Origin of the sequence: Xenorhabdus thailandensis (assembly GCF_037996785.1) — a bacterium.
Lineage (GTDB): Bacteria > Pseudomonadota > Gammaproteobacteria > Enterobacterales > Enterobacteriaceae > Xenorhabdus > Xenorhabdus griffiniae.
Genome location: NZ_JBBMXF010000012.1, coordinates 442,175 through 464,979, shown reverse-complemented (window position 1 = coordinate 464,979; position 22,805 = coordinate 442,175). Strand labels below are relative to the sequence as shown.

11 protein-coding genes are annotated in these 22,805 nt (G+C 45.3%); 4 read left to right on the top strand and 7 right to left on the bottom strand.

The window, feature by feature from the left end:
* Window positions 1–3: 3 nt before the first annotated feature.
* A complete protein-coding gene (gene pgm / locus AAC853_RS12365; RefSeq protein ID WP_340614729.1) occupies window positions 4–1,644 on the bottom strand; it encodes a phosphoglucomutase (alpha-D-glucose-1,6-bisphosphate-dependent) in 1,641 nt (546 codons plus the stop codon).
* Window positions 1,645–1,725: 81 nt separating this feature from the next.
* Window positions 1,726–2,259 carry a replication initiation negative regulator SeqA gene (seqA, locus tag AAC853_RS12360; RefSeq protein WP_338882895.1) on the bottom strand — a complete coding sequence of 178 codons (534 nt, stop codon included), beginning with the start codon at window positions 2,257–2,259 and terminating at the stop codon, window positions 1,726–1,728.
* A gap of 259 nt (window positions 2,260–2,518) precedes the next feature.
* Here seqA and ybfF point away from each other — a divergent pair, with 259 nt between their 5' ends.
* From ybfF to AAC853_RS12340, 4 genes are all read left to right on the top strand, one after another.
* Window positions 2,519–3,298, top strand: coding sequence for an esterase (gene ybfF / locus AAC853_RS12355; protein ID WP_338882896.1), 780 nt, complete (start codon window positions 2,519–2,521; stop codon window positions 3,296–3,298).
* Window positions 3,299–3,485: 187 nt separating this feature from the next.
* A complete protein-coding gene (locus AAC853_RS12350) occupies window positions 3,486–4,220 on the top strand; it encodes a class I SAM-dependent DNA methyltransferase (protein WP_338882898.1) in 735 nt (244 codons plus the stop codon).
* Between the two features lie 401 nt (window positions 4,221–4,621).
* Window positions 4,622–5,653, top strand: coding sequence for a methyltransferase (locus AAC853_RS12345; RefSeq protein ID WP_422824212.1), 1,032 nt, complete (start codon window positions 4,622–4,624; stop codon window positions 5,651–5,653).
* Window positions 5,654–5,722: 69 nt separating this feature from the next.
* Complete coding sequence (locus tag AAC853_RS12340) at window positions 5,723–7,261, top strand: FAD/NAD(P)-binding protein (RefSeq protein ID WP_340614728.1); 1,539 nt, start codon at window positions 5,723–5,725, stop codon at window positions 7,259–7,261.
* Window positions 7,262–7,477: 216 nt separating this feature from the next.
* On the opposite strand, the gene AAC853_RS12335 is transcribed toward AAC853_RS12340, so the two are convergent.
* The 5 genes from AAC853_RS12335 to rtxA all read right to left on the bottom strand — a co-directional run bounded on the left by AAC853_RS12335 (window position 7,478) and on the right by rtxA (window position 22,784).
* Window positions 7,478–8,314 carry an inositol monophosphatase family protein gene (locus AAC853_RS12335; protein WP_340614727.1) on the bottom strand — a complete coding sequence of 279 codons (837 nt, stop codon included), beginning with the start codon at window positions 8,312–8,314 and terminating at the stop codon, window positions 7,478–7,480.
* Window positions 8,315–8,359: 45 nt separating this feature from the next.
* Window positions 8,360–8,563: a hypothetical protein gene (locus AAC853_RS12330; protein WP_340614726.1), complete on the bottom strand. Its 204-nt coding sequence runs from the start codon at window positions 8,561–8,563 to the stop codon at window positions 8,360–8,362.
* A gap of 528 nt (window positions 8,564–9,091) precedes the next feature.
* A complete protein-coding gene (locus tag AAC853_RS12325) occupies window positions 9,092–9,496 on the bottom strand; it encodes a type II toxin-antitoxin system VapC family toxin (protein WP_340614725.1) in 405 nt (134 codons plus the stop codon).
* Window positions 9,496–9,699 carry a type II toxin-antitoxin system VapB family antitoxin gene (locus tag AAC853_RS12320; protein WP_340614724.1) on the bottom strand — a complete coding sequence of 68 codons (204 nt, stop codon included), beginning with the start codon at window positions 9,697–9,699 and terminating at the stop codon, window positions 9,496–9,498. The genes AAC853_RS12325 and AAC853_RS12320 overlap by 1 nt, the downstream gene beginning before the upstream one ends.
* A gap of 227 nt (window positions 9,700–9,926) precedes the next feature.
* Complete coding sequence (gene rtxA, locus AAC853_RS12315) at window positions 9,927–22,784, bottom strand: MARTX multifunctional-autoprocessing repeats-in-toxin holotoxin RtxA (protein ID WP_340614723.1); 12,858 nt, start codon at window positions 22,782–22,784, stop codon at window positions 9,927–9,929.
* Between the last annotated feature and the right edge of the window lie 21 nt (window positions 22,785–22,805).

Genomic DNA, 22,805 nt, shown 5'->3' with positions numbered 1-22,805 from the left:
TTTTTAACCTGCGGCAAATACCTGATTGACGATTTCCTGAGCCTCTTGCTCAATTTTTTCACGATGCTCCGCACCAAGGAAACTTTCACAATAGATTTTATAAGCTTCTTCCGTACCAGAAGGACGAGCAGCAAACCAACCATTATCACTCATCACTTTCAAGCCACCAATGGAAGCACCATTCCCCGATGCGGTGGTTAAACGGGCGGTAATCTGATCACCTGCCAATATATCGGCCTTAACCATTTCCGGTGACAGTTTGGACAATAATGCTTTTTGCTGATGCGTCGCCGGAGCCTGAATACGGCTATAGCTTGGTGTGCCAAATTTAGCAGCCAGTTTATCGTAACGTTGCTGTGGGTTCTCACCGGTAATTGCTGTCATTTCAGCCGCTAACAGGCACAGAATAATGCCATCTTTATCGGTTGACCACGGAGTGCCATCAAAGCGCAGGAAAGATGCCCCAGCACTTTCTTCTCCACCAAAGCCCAATTCGCCTTTATAGAGTCCATCCACAAACCATTTAAAACCGACGGGAACTTCCACTAATTCACGCCCCAAGTCAGTTACAACACGATCAATCATGGCGCTGGAAACCAGAGTCTTACCCACCGCAATATTTTTCGGCCATTGTGGGCGGTGGCGGAATAGGTAATCGACAGCTGTTGCCAGATAATGGTTCGGATTCATCAAACCCGCCGGCGTAATAATCCCATGACGGTCATAGTCAGGGTCATTCGCAAAGGCTAAATCAAATTTACCACGCAGCTCCAGCAACCCCGCCATTGCCCAACGGGATGAACAATCCATACGGATCACACCGTCATGATCCAGTGTCATAAAACGAAATGTCTGATCGACCTTATCATTAACCAGTGTCAGATCGAGATTGTAATATTCCCCAATCCGCTGCCAATAGGCAATCCCTGAACCGCCCAGCGGATCAATGCCAATCTTTAAGCCTGCTTGCTGGATAGCTGCCATATCCACTACTTCACCCAGTGTAGTGACATAAGGATCGATCAAATCTTGGGAATACAGATATTCACTTTTTAATGCCTGTTCATAAGGCAGGCGCTTGATCCCATTGAGACCAGAAGCCAGTAATTCATTCGCACGCTGTTCAATGATTGCCGTCAAATCAGTATCGGCTGGCCCGCCATTAGGTGGATTATATTTGATACCACCGTCTTCTGGTGGGTTATGGGATGGCGTGATCACGATACCATCAGCCAAACTTTTCCCCTGACGGTTATGGCATAAGATGGCATGAGAAATAGCAGGAGTCGGTGTAAACCCATTATTTTCCTGCACAATGACATCTACTCCATTCGCCGTTAACACTTCCAATACGGAGATAAATGCCGCTTCTGAAAGCGCATGAGTATCTTTACCCACATAACATGGCCCAGTAATCCCATGTTGCGAACGCACTTCCACAATGGCTTGAGAAATAGCCAGAATATGTGTTTCGTTAAAGCTATTGCGTCCAGAACTGCCACGATGGCCGGAAGTGCCAAACTTGACCTTATGGGCTGGATTTTCAGGATGGGGATGTAAGGTGTAATACTGTGAAGTGAGCTGAGCAATATTGATTAAATCATGCTGCTGAGCGAGCTGCCCTGCTCTTGAATGAATGGCCACTTTATTATTTCTCCTAGGAGACCGCACTGGCTTATCGCCAGCGCAGTACTAATAAGCTAATCAATTGTATTAGTAGTAAAATTAAATAGTACCACACACTTTTTCAATCAAATTTGCCGGAAACTTCATATCCTGCATGATATGTTCGATCATGCTGCGTTTACGGTCAGTGTTGGTATTGGTGATCACCCAAAAAGGCGTACCAGGAACATGGCGTGGCTTCGTTTGCTTACCACTCGCCAATAACGTGTGCTCATCACCGGCGAAATAAGTACGGGTACGACCATGCATCGTTTCTGTTGCTTTGGAAAAACCGTCACTGTTCAAGCTATACAGGGTAGACAGAACCAACATAAAGCGTTCAACAGATTTTTTCTTTTCAGCGTACTCATCCGAAAGCAATAATTCACGAATAACGCGAACAGCATCACGGGAACGGGTAACCAGGGTTTTAACAACGGGTGCAGGGTCGTTGGCAGGCTCTGTAATTTGTACTGGCTGCCCGGCGTCTAACTTCAATATGCGCCGTAAAATATCAGATGCACTTTCACCGATATGCAGAGTTTGGCTTGCAATAAAGCGGTAAAGTTCTTCATCAACTTCTATCGTTTTCATTTCTATCCAGTACTGTTCTTAATGAAAAAATTATCCTGCGATTATAAGATATAATGCCACAAAACAAAACAATTAAACTTTCAATAACTTAAAGTGATTCCTTTTAAAATAGAGAATCTTTAGGAAAGCAACTTTCCTTTAAAATAAATCAATTAGTTACAACTATTTCATCTCATTAAGTTTGTCAAAGCTCACGTGTCATGATATTAAGCATCTCAATATTAAACATGGTATAAATGGTATTAAATTCAGGCAAATTATGAAGTCAAATTGTCAATTAAATTATCATCTTCACACTGTAGAAAATCCGCAATCGTCAACGCCCATTGTCTTGATTCATGGACTTTTTGGAGACTTAAATAATTTAGGCGTATTGGGGCGTGAATTACAGCAACATTATCCGGTGATTCAAATTGATGTGCGTAACCACGGTATTTCACCACGCATGGAAAATATGGATTATCGCGATATGGCACAGGATGTCCTGGCATTACTTGATGAGCTAACCGTGTCCAAAGCCATTATTATTGGGCATTCCATGGGTGGCAAAATCGCTATGAGCATGACGGCTATTGCGCCAGAACGGATTGAAAAAATCGTGGTGATTGATATGGCTCCTGTCGCTTATTTGGTTCGCCGTCATGACAGCATTTTCACAGCACTGAACAAAGTCGTAGCAGCCGGTGTACAAACCCGACAAGCAGCGGCAGATATTATGCGTCAGGATATTCGAGAAGAGGGTGTTATTCCGTTTTTATTGAAATCATTCCATCAAGGGGAATGGAAATTCAATCTTCCCATTTTGCAAAAAGAGTACGAAAAGATTATCGGTTGGGAAACTATTCCTGCATGGCACAATCCCGCCTTATTTATCCGTGGTGGAAATTCAGATTATATTAATGAAGAATTTCGAGAAGAGATTATCAGCCAATTTCCACAAGCAACCGCATGGGTTGTGGCCGGTTGTGGGCATTGGGTACATGCAGAAAAGCCTGAAGCTGTACTCCGGGCAATTCATCGCTTTTTAGGCACAAAATAATGACGAATATCAACCCATATTCCGATGGGTTGATAAAAAAAAGAGTCAATATAAAAATAATTATATCTAATTCATTACTGGCGCCTTAATATACAACAAAGGAAACAGTCAGTCATTATTACACCAATATTAAATAATGTATTCTACAAACAAATAAAATATCTTAATTTTAATTAAGGACATCATTATGAAAGATAACATCTTATATAATCCTATTGCTCATCTCTACGAAGATTTTTCAGACTCTAGCCCTCAAATAAAAATAGTGGCTCGTACCCTCCTCAATCTGGCAGGGGATGTAAAAGGAAAATCGGTATTAGATTTAGGATGTGGATATGGCTTATTTAGTCGGGAATTCAGAAACCGTGGCGCTTCAAAAGTAATTGGTATTGATATATCAGATAAGATGATAGAAATTGCTAAACACAAATCGCAACAATATAACGATGGTATAGAATATCATATCAGGGATGTCAGCAAAATGGAGTCATTCGGCAAATTTGACCTGATAGTTGCCGCCTGGCTATTTTGTCATGCGGAATCACTTGAACAACTTGAAAATATGTTTCGTGTAATTGCAGATCATCTTAAACCTTCCGGTAAACTCATCGCTTATACATTTGAACCTGATTATCGTTTAGAAAAAGGGAACTATGAAAATTATTGCATAAAGGTTCTAAGTGAAGAGCCTGTGAAAGATACAACTCTTGTGAGGGCTGAATTTCTTACTACCCCACCCAGCCCTTTTACTATGCATCGTTGGAGCCGTGAACAATATAAAAATGCCATCACTAAGGCGGGATTAAAATTCGAGTGGCATAAACCTATGCTATTGGAAAGTGATATTGAGAGCTATCCACCAGGGTTTTGGGATGATTTCCAAAGAAATTGCATTGATGCAGCCTTTGTTTGTCAACACTAACACATATCTCCCCACTATTTTAGTGGGGATTATTATACCCTAATGTATTTTTCTATTGTGTTATTTATACCAATCTAACTTCAAGATGCATGTGATTTCTCCCCGCTTCGCGGGGAGAAATCAGGTTTCATATCGTGTTGTAAATTGAAACTTGAAGTTGCATGCGTATAATCACTATCCGCCCTAAAAATTCTCACTATAAACACAACATAACCTTCTCGTAAAAATAGCCTTATTCATTATTCTCATTAATAAAAATCATTATAACAATATCCTTTCGTATAAGTTTTTTTGTGATTGAAAAATGAACAACACTCTGGTTAATAATATGCTTGAAATAATAAGTAAACTTATATTTCTTTAATTTTTATTTTAATAATTACATAATAAATGAGAATCATATGAACACTTTAAATAATAACACAGCAATTTCTAACTACACATCAGCAGCGTTACATTTACTTAATCAAACAATGGGGTATTCCTATCAAGCGGCGCTTCGTGCTGCTGCAGTTCTGGGTGTAGCCGATCATTTGAGCAATGGGCCAAAAACAGTGAATGAGCTTGCCAAAACTGTCGGTGCCCAAGAGCAACAACTACACCGAGTTCTGCGGTTGCTCGCCACACGGAATATCTTTCGTGAAACCGAAGAAAATCGGTTTTCACTCACACCAGCCGCAGAGTTCCTGCGCAAAGACACACACCACTCCCTCCGATCTGCAGTATTGATGCTGACTGACAGGACATTTTGGCAACCTCTTGGTGAGATTGTCGAAAGTGTCCGCGGCAACCCCGCCTTCAAACACCTCTACGGACTTCCTTTCTTTGATTATTGGGCGCAGAAGGATACACAGGCTGATGATTTTCATGCCGGTATGTCCTCAATGTCTAAAGTGGAAAATCTGTTTCTCGTGAACAGTTATGACTTTCCGAAAAACGCGACCGTTGTCGATATCGCTGGCGGATTTGGTGGCCTGTTATTAGGCGTATTACAGGCTAATACCACTCTGCGAGGGATCCTTTTCGACCAACCACACGTACTGACCAGACATCAACTTGACGCGTTAGGTGACGATACACGTTGGGAGATTACTTCTGGCGACTTTTTCGAGTCATGTCCACAGGGCGATATCTATCTGCTCAAGTACATTATGCACGACTGGCCTGATGAGCAATGTATACGCATCCTACGTAACTGCCGACAAGCGATGTCCCCTGACGGCCGAGTGCTAATCATGGATCCGGTCATCCCTAATGGCAACGTTTCGCACTCAGGTAAGGAAATGGATCTCCTCTGCATGGGGATCTACGAAGGGGGACGCGAACGCACAGAAGATGAGCTACGACAATTGCTGGCTAACGCAGATTTGAAACTCAATCGCGTTATTGATACAGGTTGTTATATTTCGATTGTCGAAGCCATCGCAGGATGAAAGCCTTCGCTTAAGTCAGCCGAATAAAACGTCCTTAATTTCAATATAGTTAAAATATAGGAAATGATGATGTCTTTTCAAAAAAGAAGTCTTGCGATTGTCGGAGGCGGGGCTGCGGGCGTGGCAACATTCATCGCAGCAGTGCAACATCGTGTGGCACAAACCATTTATATTATTGAGCCTGGGGCTGTTGGCCCCGGTATGGCCTTTTTCAATCTGGATGGTGATATCCTCTGCAATACCTCCGTTGATACCATGTCCGTCGTGGCAGATAACCCTCTGGATTTTCTGAATTATTTGCATAAACGTGGGCATACCGTTACGCCGGAATCTTTCGTACCGCGCCAATGGGTAGGAAATTATCTGAATGAAAAGTTTTTGGAATTTAACACTATCGCTCTCAAGATCGGAATCGATGTTTTTCATATACCCTATGTATTTAAGGGGGGAAAAATCAATTCACATCGGTGTTATACGCTCTGGTACGGTGATACCTTGGCACCTCAATCACTGGAAGTGACTGATGTCATTTTTTGTACAGGCTTCGGCGCTTCTCGGCTCCCTGAAGTGTTGAAACCCCACTTGGCTCATCCAACTTTTATTCACTGTCCCTATCCAGAGCAAGATATGTTAGCCAGAATACCCTCGCAATCGCGGGTATTGGTTATCGGCAGTAAACTTTCAGCCATCGATGCGGCGATTCTTCTCTGCCGTGAAGGCCATCGCGTCACCATGACATCGCCATCAGGAGATATTCCCGCTGTGCGTTCGCGGTTTATACGAAGCCCTGGAGCCTTCTTTGAGCATGAAAACATAATGTCGATAATGACCCGTAAGGGAAATCAATCGAACCATTCTTTTCCTGACTCATTGAAACGTGCATATCTAAAATATTTCTACCGCGCACTCAACAAATACACCAAGATACCCTGGCGAGAACAGTTTTCTAATGCCAATAGTTATCGTGAACGTCTGCGTGAAGAAATAGCTATTGCCGAGCAAGGAAAGAGTCAATGGCAAGACATGATAGTCAATTTCATGGATGTCATTAATGAAGTGCATTTAAATGATAAAACCTATTTCGACGGTTCATTTCATCCCAACGTCGAAAAAATGCTTCATCGATATATCACTGCCATAGCTTTGCCCAATGCACGCAAACTTCTGCACTATATGGATGAGGGTTCTCTGCTCATCCAGCAGGGAGAAATTTTAAATGTTGTTATAGAGGAAGGAAAGGCTAATACCTGGTTAGTCAATTTAGGGCAGGATTATCAACCATTTGATGCTGTTGTCGCTGCCGTTGGTTATCACCAACCTGACTTTGTCATTGACGAGGATGGAAAACTTGAGATTGACACTCACGGCCAGCGTTCAGAGCGCGCCATATCAATCTCGCCAGAAATGGTCGCCATCCACCCTGACCTTAAGGAAAAGGAAAGCATTTGGTTTGTCGGAACGCCTGCGCATAAGCGGTTATGGGTGCCTAATGCCCTCGTCGTGGTAGCGAATATTGCGACCAGGGTGATTAAGAATATGTTACGCATCGATGTTCAGGTCCCATCTGCTGTTGACAACCACGAAAAAGAGCTAGAAATCAGCACATAATTTTAACCCGTTCGTCTGACATGGATCTTCCTTAAGGTTTTAATACCGAAGAGGAAGATCCATGTTAAGCATAGTTCATACAATCAGTGGCTTTGTTGAATAACAATCCATGAAATAGCTGATATCATCAAATACAAAATCGTTTAATCTAAACTATACCAATCATCTTTCAAGATACGTCTTATATCTCCCCGCTACGCGGGGAGATATAAACAATTACATTGATTTGCAAGCTGGAATTTGAAGTTGGATTGGTATAGATGAATTCATTATCTGTACGACATTATCGAGCAATTTTGGCGTACATGCCGATACCAGGCTACCACCAAATATCACTTTTTCCCGACTGCCATTCAGGGTACAAAAATCACCACCTGCTTCTTTAATACAGGGCAGAATTGCAGCGCAATCCCACGGTTTCATTAAGGTATCAATAGCACAATGCAGGCGACCGGCTGCAACCATGGCATGTTGGTAAGCGTCATTAACAAATGTAAAATCACGCGCTGATTTTACCAGTGAGTCCAAATTATAGGCGATGGTTCCATCGGCAAGATCATAACTCGTACTGTGTATTCCTGAAGCAGTGATCACCGCCTGTTTCACCATTTCCGGTGAATTTTCCGCAATTTTGAGTTGGCGTAGTGGCTTACCTTCGACACTCATCCAACAACCTTCACCTTTTGCCGCATAAACCACAGTTGAAATCGCCGGAAAACTCATTACCCCAACGACAGGTTCGCCTTGTTCAACAAAGGCAATCAAGGTACTGAACAATGGGATGCCATACAAAAACGCCCTTGTCCCATCAATAGGATCAATAATCCATCCCGATTCAAATTTTTCCGCCCCATTTAATCCAAATTCCTCTCCCCAAACTGGCACCCCCGGACTGCGTTTTTCAAATAGCTCCCGAATTTCTGCCTCCAGCATTAAATCAGTTTGGGTAACAACAGAACGGTCGAATTTATAATCGAACTGACCCGCACCATCAAAAGCACCCTGAGTCTTTTTCCTGATAGTGTTCACCGCTTCAAGGGCAATATTTAACATCAGCTTATAGCTCCTTTTATTCTTTCATATGGAAGAATAAAAAAACTATCCCAAAGAAATCCTGTAAGGAGATTTTTCTTTTGGCAGTGATTCTTGAAATACCCAATCTTTTTCAAGGAATTCATCTTCACTTTTATTTTCTCCCAACTCACCCATATCATCACTATTTCTCCCTTCTGTTTTAAGCGTTACCCCATATTTCACACTCGCCGATGCCTGAATACCATCATGATAAAGCATTAATTCCATACTTTTTTTATGGATTCCTTTTAACCAACCCCAGATTTTGGCACCTTTTTCGGCATAAATCTCTCCAGTAATAGTCAGGTTATTATCTATTTCGTAAGGATTGGTTCTCTTTCTCCAACCATTTTTATTTATTAATGGTTTTCCTGAGCATTCGTCTGCTCTTATATAAATGGAAAAAAGATGTAAAACTAATTGCAGGCCTTTATTTTAAAAGCCTAAATGGAATTATAGAAGAGCGAATACCAAATAAAATACAATTTGCATCCAATTATCTGCATACAATAGGCGAAAATATTTTTTCTACCCGAATATATGTGTAAATATAAGTATAATGGTGAGTGGATCATGTATATTAGTTTACATCTTATATTTATCAGGCTGCCATTAGCATTGTTATAAAAAATTAGGATTCATGTGGTTTCAAGCCATATGAATCCTATCTTAATACCCCCATCAGCTTGACCGGACACTCTCAGGGCGTCACCGAAGGCGTGGATAAGTCAGCATTGCATTAATCATGGTAATTCACTATAAGGTGGAACCGTGATCCCGCCCTAATGAAATCGGCTGATAATTCGCATTAAAACGTTTAGCCAACCCCTCAAGTCGTTTATCTAGCGTCCAGAGCTTCGCGCCTGGTGTTATCATGGTCGATGCCAGCAACGTAATATCAACAAAGCCACATCCAAGCCCGTACAATTTTTTATTTTCAATAAATGCCATCACTTCAGCAATACTGGCGTGATGACTCTGTGTTAACAGACCTAGATCACCAAGCGTTCGCTGTCTTGGCGCTGGAGGGGTTCCACAGGCTATCTCGGCCAGTATCATCGGGTGAATTAGAACCAGATCCCAGCTCAGCAACTGAACCAACCCGTCATTCCTATTTTTGAAGTGGTCAACCCAAACGGACGTATCAACCAAAACAGTCATTATGAGGATGGCTCCTCATGGCGGCGGGGAACCATCTGCATTTCAGGCGATGAACCGCCGAGCGCAGCCAATCTTTTTGCCGCCTGCACACGAACAAATGTTTTCACAGCTTCCCGGAAAATATCGGCTTTATCCATGCCAGGCTCGGCCATTTCTAGCGCCTGAGCATATAATGCATCATCTATCGTGACGGTAGTTCGCATAATATTACCTCAATGATTCATATATTGATGCTAAGATACATCAAAAATAGAATCAAAACAATTCGACCTATCCGTGCCCATATGGGTTCCTCATCATCCTGAATGATAATGGGACGTATTCACCCGTAATGATGCTCGCCATAAAGGAGGCTAAATAGTGATAAATCCCAATAACACGTTAATTGAAAAATGGCCCATGAATATGGGCCATTTTGTTAATAAGACTATCAGACTAGTTTAGATTTTCCATTAATGGTATCAGACCAAGCCGTTATAACGGTTGATTTCGATTTACTATCCAGCGAATCAATCAAGCTGCTGTCTCCCATATTAGGTGCGAATCCACTCATAGCCTGCACCAGGGAATCAACGGCATTGGCAGAGAGTGTTGTATATTCACGCTCGCCCTGTGCATCTTTATCTCCCATTTGGGTGACGATATCCGCACGGTTGCCATTGAAATAGTCATTAAACGTTACAGAACCCATTGCCTCAAATTCCCCCTGTGCAGAGGTATCTTTGACATTACGCTGGGTCAACAGAACCAAATCGTAACCGCTGCGTTGGAACCACAGGTTTTGCCAATTGATATCGTTGAAAATAATCTTGTCGCCTTGCTTGATATCTTCAACCACGTTATCAATCACATCACCACTGACCACAAAGCTATTCACGCCCGTGCCACCCTTGAAGCGGTTTTGGTATCCACCCAATACCAGCAGATCATCACCATCGCCACCGTTAAGCTGGCTGAACTTAGAGACCACATCGGCAATCAGGTGATCACTACCTGTCCCCCCATTGATAACAGCGTGATAACCCATCAATTTGATGGCATTGTTACCTTCCTTGCCATCGACTCGGTTATTGTTGCCGAATACCGTCGCAAAGTCGTTACCTTTGCCCAAATCAACCTGATTATTATTGCCAATGGTGACAACGTAATCCTGATCTTCCCCTGCATCAATGCGGTTAAAGTTGCCGGAAGCCACGATATAATCACGTCCCTTGCCGCCATCAATCACGCCACCTTCACCAAAGGCAAAGACCTGATCATCGCCATCTCCCATGTAGGCGTAGTTAATCCGTCCAGCCAATACAGCCACATCATTGCCTGCACCACCAAACATCATGTTTTCACGCCCCATCATGACACCGACATCATTACCCTGGCCACCTGTGAAAATATTCGAGGTGCCAACGGAATAGAAAACGTCATCACCACGGCCGCCCCAGAAGTTATTGTTATCTCCCAGATACGCACCGAGATCTTTACCGTCACCACCCCAGTTAAAGTTGTAGTTACCCAAAGAAACGTGGATGTCACCATCCCCTTGCAAATGACCGCTATTACGCAGGAAGTCGAAGGTTTTATCCTGCATGTTGAGTAAGTCGGCAGTCAGGTTCTCTTTTAAGTTAGTGACCAGCGATTTCATCTCGGCCTGCTTATCCTGGTTGAACAGCGTTGCAAACAAGTTTGGCAGGTTCAGGGACGTCAGCCCAAAGGCGCGATCTGCCTGTGTCGTTTCTGGTGCTGGCTTATCCCCTTTACTGATGGAAACTCGCCCTTCCTGATTTTCATCCGGTGCTTTGGCTTTCAGGCCGTGGCTTTCAGCAAACGATCTCACGCCATCAGCCCCCATATTCAGGCCAGCTTCCAGGCTATCCAGTGATTTGTCTGGATCAGTGAAGGCGTTCAGTTGATCGCCACTGAATTCACCGATGATTTTCAGCATCTCACGCAAAATAGCGACACCATCAACAGGCTGGCCTGAACGGGAGACAATACCGCCTTCCGGGGTATAATCCACACCAAAGATATCCGCCAGCGTGGTATCCGCACTAACCCCTGCCAGATCCCCCAGCAATTTGTTTTTGATCTGACGTGGCAAGTCCGTTGGGCTAAAGGTAAACGTGGTTTTTGCCACACCCGTTGAGGTATATTCCTGCGTCATCAGACCAAACAGTGAACCCATATTGGTATCCAGAATCGACTGGATATTGTCACCAAACATAAAGTTCCAGTTACCCGCCGTAACCTGAATATCCGCACCTTGTCCACCCACGGCAAAGTTGAAGGCCAGTTTTTCATTCGCTTGACGGAATTTATCCGCCCGACTGATTTTACCCATTTCCGGGGTATTGCCATTTCCACTCAACCATTGGTTGTATTTTTTGTTCAGGGTGCTTTCGAGATCATTTTTCAGGCCACGGCTGCTACGTTCATTTTGTGAGTTGAGATCAGTCAACGTCTTATAATCCACACTGCTGGTCAAATCGAGACCGGACAGATCACTGACATATTTCTTCGCACTTTCCAATGTCCATTGCTGGTTTTGTGTCGCCAGCCAATCTGGTGAATCAAACGAACCGGCAATGTTTTGCAATACCCCCGAAATACGGGCTGCACCGTCAAATGGGTTAACCAACGGTGGGGTTGGGATGGATTTCTCCAACATAACGATCAGATCATTACTGCGTCCCAAGTTGAAGCTGATGTTACGGTTGCCGACAAACAGTTGTGCACCCTCCAATGCCTGATAACCGGCAATATCAACACTGTGTTTGCTGTTACCCTCACCAATGTGAACCATCACATTGTTATCACCAAAGGCCAGAGACTTAAAGCCACCTGTACCAGCCTTGATACCTACATTGGTAGTGCCCCAGTTAATCGCCGTAAACTCACCATCACCAACCTGAACCTGAATATTGCCGGAGTAACTCAGTTGGTTGTTTGATGATACTACCGTTGCATGGTTATCTGCTGCATCGCGTTGTTTCGGTGCATGGAATGCCTCGGTATTATCGGCAATCGCACCTTGCGCTTTTGCACCAACCTCAGTCTGACCCACGCGGGATAAGTTGATATCATTTTCAGCGATACCAAAGCGGATTCGTTCGGAGTGGCTTTCCACTTCACCGTTGTCATTCCATCCCAAGACGAGCTTATTATCCGTGAGTTTGTGCACCCATTGTTCCTGCGCATCTTTGGTGTATTTGCGGCCAATACTGTCTACCGCGACCTCACTGCTGCGCGCCGATACGGTGGTACGAATACCTTGCTTATTCAGTGCCGAAATAAAGCGATGGGCGAAACCATTACGGTTGTCATCGCCTATCAAAGAACAACCCACGAGACTAATATGGTCTGGTGTGCCGGCCTGTTGGAAATCAGTACGGAACTGTTTCAGTTTCAGAGCCAGTTCATCCGCACTGTAACCGCTCAGGCGTGTATGATTCTGCGCTGCACCTTCACGTCCATGCCCAACAATCTGCCAGCGTAATTTGCCGGACACGACAGCGGGATCACCATACACCACGCGATATTGACCGTTGGCATCAAGCTGAACGATCAAGCTGGAATCAGGGTGCTTACCTGCCAGGTTTGCAGCGGCTTGCGCAACCACAGGATCATTTTCGGTCTGGATAATAATCTGACCCGCAAAGCGGCTATCGCTACCTTCATGCTGTGGTTTGACCACAATATTTTCCCAGGCATTGACATCCTGGTTATTCACGTGAATATGACTTTCCAGCGAGTCATCACCTAACGGTTTTTTCACACTATGAGTTGCATCAATCTCTGCCGGTTTCTTGATTGGGGTATCATCAAACACAGGCAGTTCTAAGATGTCTCGCATCGTGAAGTTTTCAGCCCATCTTGGACGATAAGTTGCCAAGACCTCACCATCCATGACGGCGACACGTTCGAAAAAGCTTTCCCCTGCTGCATTCTTCGGCAACTTATAGCTTTGTGCCATGTTTAGATCGGATTCACCGAAGAAACGCGTCACGTAAGCGCCAAACTTCTCCGCCGACGAAAATTCAATAATTCCCACATTGGGATCATAGAAACCATAAACACGATTTTCACCACTGCCTTTCGCCCACGCCGCCATAGCATGGTCTGGGCCATCCAGCTCAAGCAACACTGGCTGACCTTCTGGATTACCAGCAGTAATTTTCTGGACGACGCCATCGACTGTCAGTGCTTTCGTGTCTTCCAGTTTCTCTTTCCACACTTTCATGGATGTCGCTGACATTGGGTTCTTAGCATGGAGTGCGGCCAAAGATCCCAACAGTTTATTTGCGTTGGCGTGCTCAGTGGCAGAATACCGTTCTGGGTTGTTAAGTACCGCTGCCGCAGAATACATTTTCTCCAGCAATTGACGGGCAACCCCCTCCTGTCCCTCATTTTCAAGTTGTTTCGCAACCAGAACTAGTTTCGACAACGGATCACAACGTCCGCCAAAACCATCATTTGACAGATTCAGTAATAACAATTGGGGCGCCAGTTGTTCACTCGCTTTAGTGTCAGCAATGCCGGTTGAAGCGACATCACGGAACAACCGATTGTATTTTTCAGCTCTTGGCTGGAAGGTGATTTTCAAGGCGCGGCTTTCAATTTCCCAAGCCAAAGCGCCTTTCTGTTCCAGGCTCCAGTTACCCTTAAGTAGCAAATCCACCAGTTGCTTGAGATTCATGTTTGGACGGAAACCATCCACGATCTGTTCTGCATGGCCTTGTTTGTAACCCGCCAGAAAATCTTCGGTTGTACGAATATCTGTCAGCTTCTTCCCTGGGCCGGCTGGCTGTGGTTTTATTGCTTCACCGTAACGTTTAAGGTCGTTATCAATACTTTTGAGTACTTCTGGTTCGTCAGGCTGAGGTTTTACTTCAAACGAATCAGGCGCAATCTCTGCGTTGGGTTGTTGGGTAATATTCTCAGCCGATGCTTTGAGTATGAATGTGCCATTTTTGGCATGAGCAACGACTTTATCGATATTCGACTGTACAAGGTTAGCCGCCTGCTTGAAATTGTGACTTTCAACTTCAACCCGGATTTTCTCACCTTTCTTGGTCGTCACTTCCAATGTCACGGCATCGTTATCGTAATCAACCACACGTCCCGTTACGTTTGCACCCAGCTTAAAGGTCTTACCCTGCTCCTTCAGTGCACGCAATACGTACGGTTGTTCACCTTCACGCGCCTGTTTCCAGACTCCGTCATACTGGGTAATGGTGTCATCTTCAAAGATATTGTAGTTAACATAGAAACTTTGGCCTTCTTCTTGGCTGGCCTCATAGGTATAAGCAAACTTGGATTGATATCCCGTTATCATTCCCTTATGGAAAGAGTCCATAAAGTGTTCAAAGTCTTTATAGTTATCAAACGACTTGATACCACAGTTAGGATCATAGAATGACCAAACAGTTTGGTTTTCCCCTTTATGGACAACAACGGCCATGGCGTGATCTTCAGACATAAAGGACATATAGGTCGTCTTATCCACATTGCGCAGTGTCTCCATGACGCTCTCATAGCCAGCAATATCATTGCTCAGCGAACGGTCAATGCGATCTCCCGTCAGCCCATTGGCTTTTAATTTACCGCCATAAGCCTGGTTAGCTTTTCTGCGGTCTGCCAAATTGGACTGGTTTTGCGTCTGGCTATACTGCATTGATAGCAGATCTTGGATTGCCGGACCGATATTTTGGCGGCGATACTGATTAAGCAAAGAGGCTTCAATCGAATTGACATCACTCTTTTTATTCACCGTATTGTCATTGTAGGCCTTGACTGCATCGGTCAGCCACGACAAATAGGCTTTGCCACCACCTAATCCATGAACTCGCTCTTCTATCAGGTAACGGCCAGATAATGCAAAACAGATGCCTTCCAGAAATTCTTTTGACTCAACGTGGTTCCCATTAGTCAGGAGAACATTGCCAATTTCAGGTACAAGTTTCTGAAGCTCATTGAGCAGAGATCCTCCCTGATTGAAATGGAGTGAGTATTTATCTAACTCTTTGCCACTTGATTTCATATCAAACAGGATGTAAAGCATTTTTTCTCGCAAACCAGCCTTCACGCTACCATTTTCACGCTGAGGTGCAGAAAGTATTGAGACAATCTGGTCTGCATAATTGCTTATCAATCCATGGTCTTCATGACCATAAGAAGTCGGTTGGCCTGATACCTGATAACCAGCGACAGCCAGTTTGGCACGCAGTTTTTCCCCTTCTTTGCCCAATCCTTCATTATCGGTCAATAGCATGATTGGCGTCTGTTTCGAGATACCTTGTAGGTTTTTCTCCACCGAGAACTGGCCATTAATCGCTTTCGCCAGGGCACCGCTTATCCCCACAGGATTTGGCACTCCATGGGCGGTAATCCCTTTAGTCATACTTGGCATTGGCCTGTCAAGCAGCAAACCGGAGACAGCTTGCCCACGGCGCTCGGCATAACGGGCAAGATCCGCCGCGACAGCACCTCCCATGGAATAGCCATGAATAATGATATTTTCAGGCTGGATGCCACGGTCATTAACCAAATAACGGAACATAGTACGGGCATCCTGATAAAGCCCTTTTTCACTTGGATGACCACCACTGGAGCCGTAACCCCGCATGTTCACCGCCAGCATATCTACACCCTGTCTTTGGTAATAATTTTGGATAGTGATGGTTTGCTCTTCCGCAGATGAATGGGAACCATGAAGGAAAAGCACAACTTTTTTCGTCGCACTCGACCCATATTGTTCTTGCTGAGCACCGTTATAGTAATAACCGGTTAGGCGTCCCGCTTCGCCCTGTAACGTGATATTATCCGCTGTCCCCTGCTTGACAAATTCATCCAATATCATTTGGGTATCGTTATCTACGTTACGGCGTTCTTCTTTGGTGCCGAAAAGCCGCCCGTTTATCAAACGCGTTATTGAATTAGACGGTTCACTGTCACGTGGTGGCGTACCATTATTGTCAATGGCGACTTTTTCGCCACCTCTCAGGGTAACTTCCGTCAGCATCAGCGACTCTTCCAGACGGACACTCACTTGTGACAACAAATTTTGTAGCGCAGGAACGCGTTTTGAATCCGGATGCCCCTGCAAATAGCTTTCAACCTGGTAACGCAGAACGGTTAATTTTTCTACTGCATCAAAGCTATAATCCTTGCTATTTTGCAACACATTTTCGTAGTTACTGAGGGCATCTAACACATTTCGATAGCTGTCACCAAGGATCTTGCCTTTAACATAAGCAGCTTCCCGCAACTCACCCACAGACATCAGGTCAGTTTGCGGTTTATAACGCCAGCTACCCTCCGCTTTTTCAGCGATAATGCGAGTACGTCCGTGCTCGTGGGAAACAATGCGATCTTTCACCAAATGCAATTCATCAGGCAGTTGGTCGTAATGGTTATAGTTGGCGAGAATAAAACGCTCAATAGATTTAATCTGCGCCGAATCTTTTGGATTTTCTAACATGATAGTTTTGAAGCTATCACTGTTCTTACCCGGCCAAGGGCGGACTTCAAAACCTTCACCATCAACTTCACTCACCAACAAATTGCGTTCTGTACGCAAACCATAGGCAAGTTTGTTGTCTTTATCTAACCAACGGTAAACATTGGCGACTTTTTGTGCCTTGCTTGCAACAGAATAACCAGTTTCAGCCGGAGCCACTGAATCTTGCTGAACATGTTCTTCACCCAGCGCTTTCAGGCCACTGAGATCCAATCCCGAAATTCTCGGGGTATCCCTGATCCATTCAGTCACCACGGCAGAAGGTTGGCTAATCACCTGATTATCCGACGTTTCGCCATGAACAGACGTTAACACTTTTTTGGCACGTATCCCTGCATTGATCTGCAAGCGGTTTAAGGCAGCTTTGGCATTACCAAGCTCGCTCAGATCCTTATCCAGCTCTTGTAATTGCTCACTGAATCGACCATCAGCCTGAGCAGTCGAATTGGCATTGATATTACTCTTGGATTTTTCTGCTTGTTCAATGTCTTCAGAGTAATTAGCGTTATAAGTTTTACCAGACAAACCACTGCCTGTTGCGCCTGTACGAACCGGTTTATGGCTGTTATCCAGTTTTGAACCCTTGGCATCATGTTGCACTTGCGCAGTTTTATTGTCTGCCGCAGAGACTTCATGCTGACCATGCTGCTCTGCTTGTTGTACGGCCAGATTACCCTCATGTTCTGCCCGCTTAGCTTTTAGCTCACGATCAAGAGCTTCTTTCTCTCTGTTTTTGGCCTGAATGAGCGCTTCTTCAATATCTTGCTCAGCATCTTGTTGATTTTGCTCAGCCTTAAGTGCACCCATTTCTGATTTAGCGACAGCATCTTTAGTATCGCCCAAACGCGCTGCTATCACTTCCTGGATATTATCTAATTGATTCTGCGCAGTTTCACCAGACTGATTCAATTCGGTTTGAATACGCTGCTGTAAACCCGCCGCGAACTGATCACGCCATTGTTGGCCTGATTCACCATGATGGCTGGCATGGACATCCAGTGTTTCCAGCCCTTTAACCTGCGCCAGCATCTCATCTGTCACCGCCTGCGCTTCTTCTTTGATGGCATTACGCTGGCTCTGCCCATTAGCGTTCAGGGCATCCAGATCTGTCGCTTCCAGTTGTGACTGGGTGCCAGCAATCGCTGCAAGTTGCTTATCTTTTTCCTGAGCCAGACGTTGGCTATCGGCTTCTGCTGTTTCCTTGTCCTGCAAGGCATTGTGTGCCGCTTTATCCTGTTTCACATGGTCAGCAACTCCACCGTCTTTCAGTTCAGCAGTTGCAACTACATTATCCAGCACATAACCAAAACCATCATTTAAGCCAATTCCAGAAAATGCCAGCCGGTTACTTCCCGCATTGGCGGTTAAGGTCAGAGTCTTGTTTTGCCACTCACTGTCACCATTGGCGGCAGCAAAAACAACCTTGCCATTCCACCACACTTCCAGCCCATTATCCGCAGAGCTGCCAGCACGCCTTGCAAAATCGAACTTAACCGTAATTTCTTCACCCGCCGTCAAGTTCTGGATATCCTGATAGATATTTGTGTTACCACTGACATCAAGCTCACTGACCCGCTTACCATGCCCTTCATCACTCAATCCATATGCCTTGGCTGAATGGTTGGCTTCAATGCCATTGGTGGATTTCCATCCCACAACACCTTGTTCAAAATCACCATTGACGATTAAATTACGTGGTCGATTCGGGTTCAGACGTTCTTCACTGCCAAGTGCCTTCTCGATCCCTGCAATATCTGGGGTATCTACACCGGTCACAGCCCCTTTCAAATCTTTTGCCAAATCCGATGAGATTTCATTAACTTCTGTCAGTTTGAAACCATTTAGGGAAGAAACTTCCGGCAGGTCAATGGCGCCTCGCCCTTTATGGGTTCCTGATGTCGTGGCTTCATCGCCATTCACCAGATAATTGATGCCCTGACTGCCCGCGTGACCCAGTACGGTTTGTTTGAGATTGTCAAACAGTGCATTCAGTTTATCGCTCTGGGTATTGCTTTCCGCCACCGCAAGGCTATAAAAATCACCATTACCCACCTGAATTGCCACGTTGTTACGTGCATAAGAAGCGTTAACGTTCAGGCCATCACCCACACGGATATTGGCATTGCCCTTGCCCTTCATGACGGAAACATTCAGACCGTCACCCACACGGGTATTGACGTTGAATTTACCCCAGGCCACATTGACGGAAACCCCATCGCCGACTTTGGTATTGATGTTCAGGTCGCCATGAACCGCAGTCACGCTAAGGCCATTCCCCACTGTGGTGGTGATATTGCCTTTACCTTTGGCCGCCGTAACTTGCATACCATCACCCACTTTGGTGACGACATTGCCCTGGCTCCATAACACATTGAAGCTATCCCCATGCCCGATTTGGGTGACGATATTAGCCTCACCCTTAGCGAGTACAACGTTACGACCATCACCAACCTTGGTGATGACATTAGCCTTGCCCCACGCACCGGTATAGTCATCACCGTTGCCAACATGGGTTACGATATTGGCTTGCCCTTGGACAACGGTCACTTCCTGACCATCGCCGATTTTGGTAATGATATTTGCATCACCTTTGGCAAAGTTATAGCGATCGCCGTGACCAGCCTGAGTCAGGATATTGCCTTTACCCCAGGCGGCATTGATACCCAATCCATCACCGACTTTAGTGATGATATTGCCTTCCCCTTTGGCAAATCCGACCGTTGTGCCGTCACCAACATGGGTCATGATATTGCCGATTTTAGAAACCAGCAGGCCGACCGCACTTCCATCACCGACTTTGGTCAGGATATTGCCTTTGCCCATCAACACGGCTGCCGTTGTGCTATTGCCTTCCTGATTAACATGGGTCACCACATTGGCTTCAGAAGCGGCCACAACGCCCATAAAATCATTGCCGACTTTTGTCACAATGTTGGCTTTGCCTAATGCCAATACACCGGTTAAACCATCACCGACATGGGTCATAATATTGGCTTCGCCAAACATAGCAGACAATGTTGTGCCATCACCCACTTTGGTCATGATGTTGGTTTTACCCGCAAACAAACCAATGCTGGTGCCGTCTCCGACATGGGTATAAATGTTGGCGTTACCCACCATCAATGCTGCGATCAGATCATCCCCCACTTTGGTCAGCACGTTTGCCCCACCAATCATGGCCGCGAAAGTGGAACCATCACCAATCTGGGTAAAGATATTGCCTTTACCAATCATGGCAGACAGGGCATCGCCATCGCCAACTTTGGTCGCAATATTGCCTTTGGCGATCATCAAAGCAACACTCTTGCCATCACCAACGTGGGTGTATACGTTGCCTAATGCCAGCATCAAGGCCAGTGCATCGCCATCGCCAACTTTCGTGAAGATATTGCCTTTACCGCCCATTAACGCCCAGGCATTGCCTTCACCCACCTGAGTGAAAATATTGCCTGCACCAATCATCGCCGCAATGGTTGTACCATCACCCACCTTGGTGAAAATATTACCCAGCGCACCCATCACACCCAGCGTTTGCCCATCACCAACATGGGTCAAAACGTTACCCAGGCCTAACATAATGCCGGTTGTATCACCCTGGCCAACTTTGGTCAGAATATTAGCACCACCCAACATAACACCGGTCGTTTTGCCATCCCCCATATGGGTCAGGACATTGCCGCCACCGCCCATGACGGCCTGGACATTACCTTTGCCCTTTTTCGTCAGGATGTTGGCTCCGCCCAACGCAATTGCCGATGTATTTGCAGAGCCAGAATTCGACGTTTCATTATGGCTAATATGGGTAATAATATTGGCGCCACCCAGCATGGCTGATTGCAAATCGCCTTCGCCCACTTTGGTCAGAATATTAGTGCCACCCGCCAGTATTGATGCGACATTACCATTCCCCATCTGGGTCAGAACATTGGCACCGCCAATGCCCGTCCAGAACGCATCGCCATGACCAATTTGGGTATGGGTATTGAAACCACCGGCCATTGCAATACGGCTGTTGCCATTGCCTTTGTGAATAGAGATATTGCCAACCGCCAGAAGGTGAGCAAGATAGCGGCCATCGCCAACACGAACCAACACGTTTGCTGCCCCGCCCGCATTGACATTCATTTCACCGCTCCGGCTCTGGTGCAGCAACACGTTGGCAATGCCAGCGCCATCAAAGTTCAGGTTACCTTCTTTGCCTTTTTTGATGATGATGTTTGCACCACCACCACCTGCGAAGGTGGTATTACCGAATTCAGAGCTATGTTCAATCACGTTCGCAATGCCCGCACCTTTAAAGTTGACATTGCCACGCGTCACGTTGGATTTGATGATGTTGCCACCACCGGCACCAACATAATGAATATCACCAGAACTGTCATTACTGTCAGTTGCTGAGTTGAACAGTTCAAGATCACTATATTCATGCATATCAGGCACACGACTGGAGGTTGTGCGCACAGTATTAACGCTGTAATGCAGATCACTTAGTGAGTAGCTACCGGTTCCCATATAGTGGTAACCATTGGCAAGAGAGATATCGGTGTTCGCCAGATTAGCGATATGGTTGCCTTCTTTATACCAAGGGCGAGCGATATATCGCAGCACGCCTGTATTGGGATCATTCTTTAGTTCAACTACCACGACCTTGGTATATTCGCCAAGTTGCTTACCATAAATATAGGTGTTCGGCATCCGGTTGGATTTGACGGCTTTTACATCAACGGTGGTTCCATCACGATAAATAGCATAACCGCCCATTTTGGCATCAGACAAAGTAATATCTGCTGCGTTAATCTGGACACCATTACCATAATCTACCCATTGGTTTTCCGTCAGCTTTTTCTCAACCGCATGAATCGTGATCGGTTTCTGTTGTTCAACGATCAGGTTTGACAACGTGTATGCGCCGTCTTCATCGACTGAATTAAAACCACCTTGATCTGAAATATCTTGTTTTTCCAGCCCCTTGAGGTGTTTCCCCGTTTTAAACCAGGCAGTCGAAAAGTACCTCAGCTTGCCCGTTTCGGGATCATTGCGCAGTTGAACCTTGTTGATTTTAGTGTAAGTGCCATCCTCAAATGCAAACAGGTAAGTATTTGGCTCCCGCGCCGATTTAACCCCTGTCACCTGATGGGAGTTGCCAATCCATGCGCCACTCATGGTTGCTGTTGTCAGCACAACCTCTTCAGCTTTGGCGTATTCCATCCCTTCACTGCCGAAGTCATTGGCTTTTCCTTTGCGGATAATTTCGTTATAAGCACCGCCACCTGTGAAATGGATATTACCGTGCGCAACATCAGAGTAAATGCGGTTATAACCACCTACACCTTCAAACCGGATATTCCCACGCGTTTCAGAGTAGGTATCAGCCTCCTGACGTATACGCTCGATACGGTTATAAGCCGCACCACCACTGTACGTAATATCACCGACCTTGCCCGTGTGCGTTATCGATACCCCACCAGCAACACCAGAAAATCCGATATTTCCGCTCTCATTTTTGTCAATCTCTGCATAACCAGCACCGCCTTTAACTGTCAGGTTTCCGGTGGTGTCAATGACCTTAAGATAGGCGGCGCCTCCTACAACGGTATCATGTCCAGATCCCGTATACACCGTAGCCCCAATCGATCCCACTGTAATATGGTCATTGCCGCCGTAAGCATATATATTTCCGCCAAATCCAATGGCCTTAATGTTGTTATCACCATCATCGGCGAAGTAATTCCCCGTAACGAAGTATTCAACGCTTCTCCAAAATGGTTTTCCCATATATCAATCTCTGAGTAAAAG

Coding starts and splice junctions, on each gene's coding strand:
- ybfF (WP_338882896.1), top strand. CDS start 2,519: ATGAAGTCAAATTGTCAATTAAATTATCATCTTCACACTGTAGAAAAT.
- AAC853_RS12330 (WP_340614726.1), bottom strand. CDS start 8,563: ATGGAATTAATGCTTTATCATGATGGTATTCAGGCATCGGCGAGTGTG.
- rtxA (WP_340614723.1), bottom strand. CDS start 22,784: ATGGGAAAACCATTTTGGAGAAGCGTTGAATACTTCGTTACGGGGAAT.
- seqA (WP_338882895.1), bottom strand. CDS start 2,259: ATGAAAACGATAGAAGTTGATGAAGAACTTTACCGCTTTATTGCAAGC.
- AAC853_RS12340 (WP_340614728.1), top strand. CDS start 5,723: ATGTCTTTTCAAAAAAGAAGTCTTGCGATTGTCGGAGGCGGGGCTGCG.
- AAC853_RS12350 (WP_338882898.1), top strand. CDS start 3,486: ATGAAAGATAACATCTTATATAATCCTATTGCTCATCTCTACGAAGAT.
- AAC853_RS12325 (WP_340614725.1), bottom strand. CDS start 9,496: ATGACTGTTTTGGTTGATACGTCCGTTTGGGTTGACCACTTCAAAAAT.
- AAC853_RS12335 (WP_340614727.1), bottom strand. CDS start 8,314: ATGTTAAATATTGCCCTTGAAGCGGTGAACACTATCAGGAAAAAGACT.
- AAC853_RS12320 (WP_340614724.1), bottom strand. CDS start 9,699: ATGCGAACTACCGTCACGATAGATGATGCATTATATGCTCAGGCGCTA.
- AAC853_RS12345 (WP_422824212.1), top strand. CDS start 4,622: ATGAACACTTTAAATAATAACACAGCAATTTCTAACTACACATCAGCA.